An 8,191-nucleotide genomic window follows, 5' to 3' on the forward strand; every position below is an offset into this window, starting at 1 on the left:
TGTCACTGCTGAGGATGTGCGATCGCTCTACCGTAAAATTGGTCAGCCTTTTGAACGAGTTTGGAAAGCAACTTTTATCCAACCCAATACCAATAATACTTCTCCGGCTTCCTAATTTCACAGATTACAGATTATATTTATCGTCGGCCATACCTTTACAGTAAAAGCAATCAGAGATCGCCAAACCCGCTTTACCCACCGCGACCAGAACTTTGGCTAATGATTGTCAGCTAATTTAGAAACTCTTATTAGCATAAGAGGCGTTTCCAATTCACATTAGGCGTAAATTAATTTTATTAAAAACTTAACGATAAGTATTATGTCTACTATTAAGCCACTCTCGATCTAATTAGAATTCTCGGCAAAGTGCGCTATTTAACACGCTAATACAAAACATCTTGCTCCTGATTGCAGCAATGTTCATACGGTATTGAGCCGAGATTTAAGTAATTTTCTGCAAGATGGTCTGGAGCCTATCTTGCCTTTAATCAAGCTTTAAAGAAACGCTGTGAAGCTACTGAACGATTCTCAGATGATTTGCGGACGATTTCAGGACGGTAGACTGAATAACCTGATTATAGAACAGCAAAGGAACATTTGCTTTTATTCATTCTTTGCTGCTGAAAAATTGAAGGTAATTAAACTAAGGAGTTTAATGATGACAACACAACAAATCCAAACCATTAACGGTGTTGCTCCTAGTGAGCTGCAAGAGTTAGTGACTACCGTTTCACAAGATGTAACTCAGGGACAAATGGCGTTTCAAGCAATAACCAGTATCCAACATAGTTAGTTAACCCAGGAGAACTAAAATGGCTCAGTATCGAAACAAATTGCCTCAATTATCGAGGGATTTATTCATCACGGATGGTGGCATTGAAACCACACTCATCTTTCTTGAAGGATTGAATTTACCAGACTTTGCAGCATTTGATTTGTTAAAGAATAACACAGGCTATCAAGCACTTCAGAAATACTTCCGAACCTATGCTGCTCTTGCCAGGAACTATCAAGTAGGCCTGATTTTAGAGAGCGCAACTTGGCGGGCAAACCCAGACTGGGGGACTAAATTGGGGTACTCTAGCACGGCTTTAGCAGAGATGAACTACAAGGCGATCGCTCTTTTGCATACCATTCGTCAGGAATACGAAACTGACCAGACTCCGATGGTAATTAGTGGATGTGTAGGACCCCGTGGTGATGGCTATATTCCCGCTAATGCCATGACAGCAAATGAAGCAGCCGACTATCACCACCCCCAAATAGAAGTATTTCACAATGCCGATGCTGATTTAGTGACGGCAATTACCATGAACTATGTGGAAGAGGCGATCGGAATTACTTGTGCTGCTGAGTTAGTAGGAATGCCTGTGGTGATTTCTTTTACAGTGGAAACAGATGGTCATTTGCCTACTGGTCAGACATTGAAGGATGCGATCGCCCAAGTTGATGCTGCAACAAATCAAGGGCCTGCCTACTATATGCTCAACTGTGCCCATCCTACCCACTTTGCACAACTGTTGTTACCTAACGAACCTTGGCTGGAACGAATTCGTGGCATTAGAGCCAATGCATCCACCAAAAGTCATGCCCAACTGAATGAGTCAGAAACCCTAGATGCTGGCAATCCAGAAGATTTGGGTAATCACTATCAAGCGTTGAAAGCTAAGTTAAAGAATTTGAGTGTTTTGGGAGGTTGCTGTGGCACAGATCATCGCCATATCGAAGCTATTTGTAAAGCTTGCTTGCCATTATTTTGGACTCATCTCTCATCTCAAATGAGATTAGAAAGGATCTAATTATGATGTTGCCTTCCATACTAAATTTCAATATATTTTGGTTGGAAATACTTATATGCCACCTATAGGCACTCTTATTCTGACCATCTCTGCTGTGCTTGCTTTTGCTAACAAATCTCTACTCTGCCACATGGCACTCAAGCACACTAATATTGATGCCGCTAGTTTCACATCGATTCGTTTGCTCTCTGGTGCTTTAATGCTTTGGCTGATAGTCCGGTTACCAGGAGAGATGATCGCCAGGGTAGGCAGTTGGTTCGCATCCCTGGTGCTGATTGCCTATGCTGCCTGCTTTGCGATCGCCTATGTCAACTTGTCACCTGGAACAGTTGCTTTACTGCTGTTTGGCTCGATACAAATTATTATGATTAGCTATGGGTTGTGCATAGAGGAACGGTTGCGAGGTTATGCGATCGCCGCCGGAGCAATCGCATCTGGGATGGGCTATGCCATTTGGTATCATGCCTTACCAGGCTTGCAAGTAACACATGCGGCAGTGGTACAACTGAGTGTGCCAATGCTGGCAGTGATCGCTGTTCTGGGAGGTATTGCTCTAGTGATTAGACAGCGACACACACCGCAACGGTCGAGACAAATTCCTTCCAATGCCAGTGAATTCATCAGGAAGCAGCGACGCGATTGCAGATTTCTTACCCTTTCTTTGCCTGTCAGACAGAGACTGATCTGGAGTTTATGGTTAATGACTTGGTTGGGATTGCTAGCTGGCTTAATTTCACGACAGTGGTAAGCTGTTCCACATTTAAGTTGCTGTAACAGCATTACCTTTGTTTTTCACTCGACGATACCATTTAATAATTAATTCGCCTTGATTTAGCAAGCGCTCTAATAGATTCTTTAATTGCTCAACTGATTGGAATAATCTATGAGCAATATATTCCTTAGCTGAGTGGCACACTAACTCGATGAGATTATAATCGGGACTATAGGGCGGTAGAAAATGCAGTTGAATATTTGGTAAATTTGTTTCAATTTCAGCTAAGATTATTTTCTTTTTATGATAGCTAGCATTATCTAAAACAATTGACTCCTGGTCAAAAGCCAGCCAGCAATAGTGTCTTGTAGAGAACATCTGAATGAATGAAAAATACTTAGATAAAGAGTACCTAAACTTTGTTTAAGTACCCCCCTATGCAAACTAATGACTAACCAACCAATAACAGCTTAGTTGCTGTCTTGCCTTTCCTAATCTTGCTTGAGACAGATTACTTACTCATACTTCGTTGGTTGCGCTCCAGGGCAATCCAACTATATCTGACAGTTAATAGTTCGTGAGCAGAAGCTCCCCTAGCTCAAGATTGCCTTTGACCAACGCTAATGCTACTTTACTTCTTAGAGTTTTTGTGCTTTGTCGGGTCAACTAACCGATATGATTGGTCAGATTCACTCGTTGGAGGAAACGGATTTCCAGCAGTTGATGTTACCTCTAGCCCGGTGCCTTTTCCATTAGAATTAATTACTTCATACTGTCCGCTAATAGGAGTGCGTTCCCCTGGACTATGCAAAGAATATTCAGGCTCATCTGATTGGCTTAACTGTGCAGTAATAGGACTGTAAATTAGAGAAAACTGGCTTTTAATTTCAAAACCTGGAAGATAGCCACCGTGGAACGGGATATCTGACAACTGACTGAATGTGTTTTTAATGGATGAGATTGGTTTAAGCAATTGTGAGTTGTTCTGGCTCCATCTAATAATTTGTGCATCTAGTAATTCTTGAAACTCAACAGCGTGTACTGTCGCATCATCTGAGAAAGTTTGGCTATCTGCAATGATCGATAACTTCAGAGTCAGCAAAAGTATCGTTTGTATTTCTAAAGAATCGTCTACCGAGGTAACTTGCGTACAAGACTCATCTACATAAAAACCAAATTGGCTTTTAAAATGTGAAAAACTCGGTGTTTGAAGTTGTTGACTAAGATATGACAACAATCCGGTATCTGGATCTGATAGAATCTGGCGAACGATGGGGATTTGTGTCATAAATGTTTTGCGAGTTTTAAATTAAACGTTTTCTTGACCAACAATTTCATCAGATTCAGCACTTTGACACATCCATCAAACTGACGAAACTTAGCTCAATCGCTCTACCGATTTACTTAAAACATCTTTGATGCTGCTTTTACGCCAGATATTGATAAATTCTTCAGCAAAGGACTGGTATTTCCCATAGATTTACAGTAGAGTATTTATTCCGTGCAAATTATTTATACCTACCTTCCCCGACTTTACTCATCCAAATTTTAAGCCAATGCCTTTGAGGAACAGCCAATGAATACTTCTAATGATATACATACAAAAAAAATCATCAAAAAATCTGAGAAGCTGACTCTGAGACAGATGAAGTTAATCGAGGAGGCTGAAGACCAACTTCTTGAAGCTAATACTGTCAATTCTCCAGCCCCTGTGGTTGAGGTTGAGGAGAAACCAGTAGCAATTTCAGAGCCTAGAGTTCCTGACTATGTTCCATTCCTTGACAATCCTCCAGTACAATCTGTTGGCAAATCAGGCTGGCAGGTTTCTGATATTTGGCGTGATATCCGCGTTGATGATTTCTGCGGGTAAAAACTTAGTAAAGATAGCTGAAAAAATACGTTGCTATTGTGTGTACGCATTGTCACAAACAGAAGTTTTCTTTTGATAAAGAAGCCTAAAAGATAATTAACGATAGCACTAAAATTGAATGCATAGACGCTCAGGCGACTCGTCGCAGACATCGCAATGGCATCAGGTAGTTGAATGGGTAAACGAAAGAGAAGACATCACAAGACATCCTTCCCTTGGATGCTAGAAGAAAAGAATCTGTTCATTACAAGGACTGGTAACGAAATAGTTACAGATGCAGGATGGGAGAAAATTTCATTTGAAGAAGCCAGAAAACTATTTAGTCCCGAAACTTTTCAAGAGTGGTACGAACTGTTCTTAGAAAATACAGATATCTTGGAAATACTTTCAGAATCTAACGTCGATATAGATTTAGATGATGAATCAGCAATAGATAACTTTTTACTTCGGAGCAACTGGACACCAAAACAAGTCCTGTTAGTTGTAGCGAAGGCTATCTATAAAAATCATACCTGGGTAAGAGGATTACTGATTTCTACACCTGATGTTGAAGAACCCAACTTTCACAATTATGAAATGGAGGCAATTCGTTTAGGAGTCCAATTGCGAAAATACATCTTTGAGGATATTCCAGTAATTAATGACTGCAAAAATGCTGTTAGATATTTACATGGGAGATACGCCCTCATTGGCTGGCAACCAAGAAATTGTGTGACAGCAGCTCACAACCTAAAAATATCTCAAGCTACTAAGGTTTACAATGAACTTCTCTGGGATGAAGATTGGCTAGATGAAGAAGACGAAATTTATTAGTCAAGAACAAAAAACTCTACAACACTGGAAAATATGCTCCTCATTACTGATAACTGGATAATAATAGAGTTACCCGGAAATAAGATCAGAAATCTTTGAAGAGCTTAAGAGCGATGGCGTAACCGTCATGAGCCAATGGCGATCGCTCTAGTAATAACCTAGCGTGGGTGCAGCGTAGAGGCTCTTTCAAGCGATTTATGGACGGATGCTTGGAGCGGGGTAAAGCACCTAACATAAATTGTTGAACTTTTTTATTCCCATAGACTAAGGCAACCGCCTGAGCAACTTTTGTAAACTATCTTTACACCAAGTCAACGTTATAGTTGCATTGTGCCTATAATAAGTTACGGCTAACTATAACTGAAAGTTAGCACCCTGTAAGTGTGTATCGTTTGAATTACGGATCAAAGGCGATACCAAAGACAAGCAAAATTTATCGGCAGCGCAATAGTTTCTATTCAGTTGCCAACATGCTCAATCCGCGATTGCATGTTGGTGAAAGAGTAGTGTCTGGGGGTTCGGGTATTTTAATCGTAGTTTTAGTCGGATAAAAGATAAGGGTTACTTATTTTGTGTTTGGAGGAGCGATCGTGTATACTGTGACTTTAGCCATAAGTTGTCACAATAGAACAACTTATGCCTTGGATTGAACTCGGACAACTTATGCTTGGATCTAGGAGTAGAAGGAGATATAACTTAGAGTCCGGTTGATGTTACTGCTTCGCTTGCAGGCCGAACTGTTGGCAGCGCTGAATAATCGGCAGGAATGAACTTAACTTTTGGACAACTTTTAGCTGGTTTTTCAACTGTGTGACAAGTGATGCCTTGCTTTCCAACTTTGAGGCAACTTTTAGCTGTATTAGTTTTATGGCAGAATAAATTTGCCTACGATAGTATCAGTGTTTGGCATTCAAAGGCGGACAAGTGATGCCTTGTGGCTTGGGCAGATTTTGTCTAAAGTCACATATACTGTCACTGAAAGCATAAGATGAGCAAGTTGCTCGCTTTATGGGTTCTTGGCAACTTTTGGTGATCTCGGTTGGGGAAAGGCAGAGGGCAGTCCCGATGAAACAAGTTTCATAGTCAAGCATGAAAATGCGATGTGAGACTGATCTATATAGATACTCATCGAAGGAGCATTTTCAAGTCAGAAGGCAGAGAGTTAGATTTTATTGCAAATATGTTGATCCGTTTCGTTAATGCTGGGATTATTATTGAGATAGTCACGCACTAAATCACATCCATTTTTAAGTAAATTATCTAATTGTATATCTTTTAAATCCCATAAAATCACAGTTCTATCCAAACCAGCAGAAGCAGATACCAAAATATCATTTTTGATGAAATAGACGTTTCTAATTGAACTTTTGTGGCCTTGAAGACTGGCAAATAAACTTCCATCATTTATTTGCCAAATTTTAATTATTCCATCCTCACTACCTGAAGCTAAAAGTTGACCATTGGGGCTGAAACTCACACTGAATACACCGCCTTTATGGGCAGGTATGGATTTTAGTAAAGTCCCATCAGTTGTTTTCCAAAGCTTCACTGTACCATCCACACTAGCAGATGCTAATAACATACCATCTGGACTAAAACTTACATTTTTTATGGCAGAATTATAGTTATCTAGAGTCCTTAATAAATGCCATTTTTGTTGATATTGCCGCCAAAGTCTAATATTCCCATCTTCGCCTCCTGACGCTAAAAATTGACCATTGGGACTAAAACTAACACTCAAAATTGAACCATGATGGCCTGTGAGAGCTTGTAGTATTTTTCCATCATTGATTCTCCAAATTTTAAGAACTTTATCTACCCCACCCGAAGCCAAAATTTCACCATCTGGAGTATTGGGATTGACAGCTATATCAAAAATGACTGTATCATCTTGCCAACTCTTCATTAATTTTCCATTTTTAAGATTCCAAAATTTAATTAGTCTATCAGCACTAGCAGAGGCTAAAAATTGATTATTTTGGCTAAAGCTGATGCCTTCAACGTCACGCTTGTTTGAGAAACTTTGTAATAATAGACCATTTTTACTACTCCAGATTTTTGCTGTATCATCATTGCTAGCGGTTGCTATAACTTCTCCATCGGAGCTAACACTCATTTTTCTAATCACATCAGTATGGTCTGTGATAATTTTGAGTAAATTTTCTTCTAGACTCCAGATAATAACTTTTTTATCTTCACTTGCAGAAGCTAAAATATGAGTATTTGGGCTAAAATTTACACTATAAACTTTGTTATTATGTCCTACTAAAGTTTCAATTAATCGCCAATCGCTTATCCTCCAAATTTTAACGGTGTTGTCATCGCTTGCAGTAGCTAGAAGTTTCCCATCTTGACTAAAATTAACGCTGTTAACATAATCATTATGAGATGTAAGGGTTTCCTTTAATTGCCAATTCTGAGTTTTCCAAACTTTCACCTTTGCGTCTTCACTAGCTGTAGCTATAAATTTACCATCTGGACTAGAGCTAATATTTAAAATCGCTTTATCATGAGCTTTAAAAGCTTTAATTAATTTGCCATCTTGAAGATTCCAAATTTTTATATTTCCATCTATACTTCCTGAAAATATTAATTGTTTACCTGGGGTATTGTTAGTTGGATAATGCAAAGACCAAATTTTCTTTTCAGAGTCTTTAATGATTTTAAATAATTTCCAATTTAGATTTTTATTCCAGATATTGATAATTTTATTACTACCATCAATCGCAGCAATATTTTCCCCATCAGAACTAAAGTTAATACTAGTCCACCAAACTCTTTCACCATCTTCTTTGAGAGTTTGCAATAATCTGCCATCTAGCCAGTTCCAAAGTTTTACTACTCCAGCTTCATCAATTGTCACTAATAATGTATCGGCTCAATAAGTCGGGGTAACGAATAAAAGTAAGAAGAGTTGCTAGCATCCGATTTCATGAGAGCTAACTATATTGTTCTAACGCAGGCATTCTATTTGAATGCAAACGCTTTACTATAAAG

8 protein-coding genes and 1 pseudogene are annotated in these 8,191 nt (G+C 39.1%); 5 read left to right on the forward strand and 4 right to left on the reverse strand.

Features of this window, described 5'->3' with window-relative positions; all coding sequences use genetic code 11:
* Positions 1-655: 655 nt before the first annotated feature.
* Genes H6G96_RS39440 through H6G96_RS39450 form a run of 3 tightly spaced genes read left to right on the forward strand, consistent with a single transcriptional unit; the run spans position 656 to position 2,547 of the window.
* Positions 656-793, forward strand: a complete 138-nt coding sequence (locus H6G96_RS39440; protein ID WP_190736887.1) for a hypothetical protein — start codon at positions 656-658, stop codon at positions 791-793.
* Between the two features lie 19 nt (positions 794-812).
* A complete protein-coding gene (locus tag H6G96_RS39445) occupies positions 813-1,799 on the forward strand; it encodes a homocysteine S-methyltransferase family protein (protein ID WP_190736889.1) in 987 nt (328 codons plus the stop codon).
* Positions 1,800-1,854: 55 nt separating this feature from the next.
* Positions 1,855-2,547 carry a hypothetical protein gene (locus H6G96_RS39450; RefSeq protein ID WP_199327266.1) on the forward strand — a complete coding sequence of 231 codons (693 nt, stop codon included), beginning with the start codon at positions 1,855-1,857 and terminating at the stop codon, positions 2,545-2,547.
* Positions 2,548-2,559: 12 nt separating this feature from the next.
* Here the strand turns inward: H6G96_RS39450 and H6G96_RS39455 are convergent.
* Both H6G96_RS39455 and H6G96_RS42120 read right to left on the reverse strand, forming a co-directional pair.
* Positions 2,560-2,841 (reverse strand): annotated as a pseudogene (locus H6G96_RS39455) (transposase); the annotation flags it as partial.
* A gap of 301 nt (positions 2,842-3,142) precedes the next feature.
* A complete protein-coding gene (locus H6G96_RS42120; RefSeq protein ID WP_190919945.1) occupies positions 3,143-3,799 on the reverse strand; it encodes a hypothetical protein in 657 nt (218 codons plus the stop codon).
* A gap of 288 nt (positions 3,800-4,087) precedes the next feature.
* On the opposite strand from H6G96_RS42120, the gene H6G96_RS39465 reads away from it, so the two are divergent.
* Entirely contained in the window at positions 4,088-4,381 is a 294-nt protein-coding gene (locus H6G96_RS39465) for a hypothetical protein (protein WP_190919936.1), read from the forward strand.
* A 174-nt stretch (positions 4,382-4,555) separates the two neighbouring features.
* On the forward strand, positions 4,556-5,194 hold the full coding sequence (locus tag H6G96_RS39470; RefSeq protein WP_190919938.1) for a hypothetical protein: 639 nt from the start codon (positions 4,556-4,558) through the stop codon (positions 5,192-5,194).
* Between the two features lie 85 nt (positions 5,195-5,279).
* Here the strand turns inward: H6G96_RS39470 and H6G96_RS39475 are convergent, their stop codons facing one another.
* Both H6G96_RS39475 and H6G96_RS39480 read right to left on the reverse strand, forming a co-directional pair.
* Entirely contained in the window at positions 5,280-5,429 is a 150-nt protein-coding gene (locus tag H6G96_RS39475) for a hypothetical protein (RefSeq protein WP_190919941.1), read from the reverse strand.
* A 927-nt stretch (positions 5,430-6,356) separates the two neighbouring features.
* The gene (locus tag H6G96_RS39480; protein ID WP_190919943.1) at positions 6,357-8,057 is read right to left on the reverse strand and encodes a WD40 repeat domain-containing protein; all 1,701 of its coding nucleotides are present in this window, start codon (positions 8,055-8,057) and stop codon (positions 6,357-6,359) included.
* Positions 8,058-8,191: the final 134 nt, after the last annotated feature.

It is taken from the genome of Nostoc sp. FACHB-892 (genome assembly GCF_014698795.1).
Taxonomy (GTDB): Bacteria; Cyanobacteriota; Cyanobacteriia; order Cyanobacteriales; family Nostocaceae; genus Nostoc.

Excerpts from the sequence above, each read along its gene's own strand:
- H6G96_RS42120 (WP_190919945.1), bottom strand. The coding sequence starts at position 3,799 with ATGACACAAATCCCCATCGTTCGCCAGATTCTATCAGATCCAGATACC.
- H6G96_RS39440 (WP_190736887.1), top strand. The coding sequence starts at position 656 with ATGATGACAACACAACAAATCCAAACCATTAACGGTGTTGCTCCTAGT.
- H6G96_RS39465 (WP_190919936.1), top strand. The coding sequence starts at position 4,088 with ATGAATACTTCTAATGATATACATACAAAAAAAATCATCAAAAAATCT.
- H6G96_RS39470 (WP_190919938.1), top strand. The coding sequence starts at position 4,556 with ATGGGTAAACGAAAGAGAAGACATCACAAGACATCCTTCCCTTGGATG.
- H6G96_RS39450 (WP_199327266.1), top strand. The coding sequence starts at position 1,855 with ATGCCACCTATAGGCACTCTTATTCTGACCATCTCTGCTGTGCTTGCT.
- H6G96_RS39475 (WP_190919941.1), bottom strand. The coding sequence starts at position 5,429 with ATGTTAGGTGCTTTACCCCGCTCCAAGCATCCGTCCATAAATCGCTTG.
- H6G96_RS39445 (WP_190736889.1), top strand. The coding sequence starts at position 813 with ATGGCTCAGTATCGAAACAAATTGCCTCAATTATCGAGGGATTTATTC.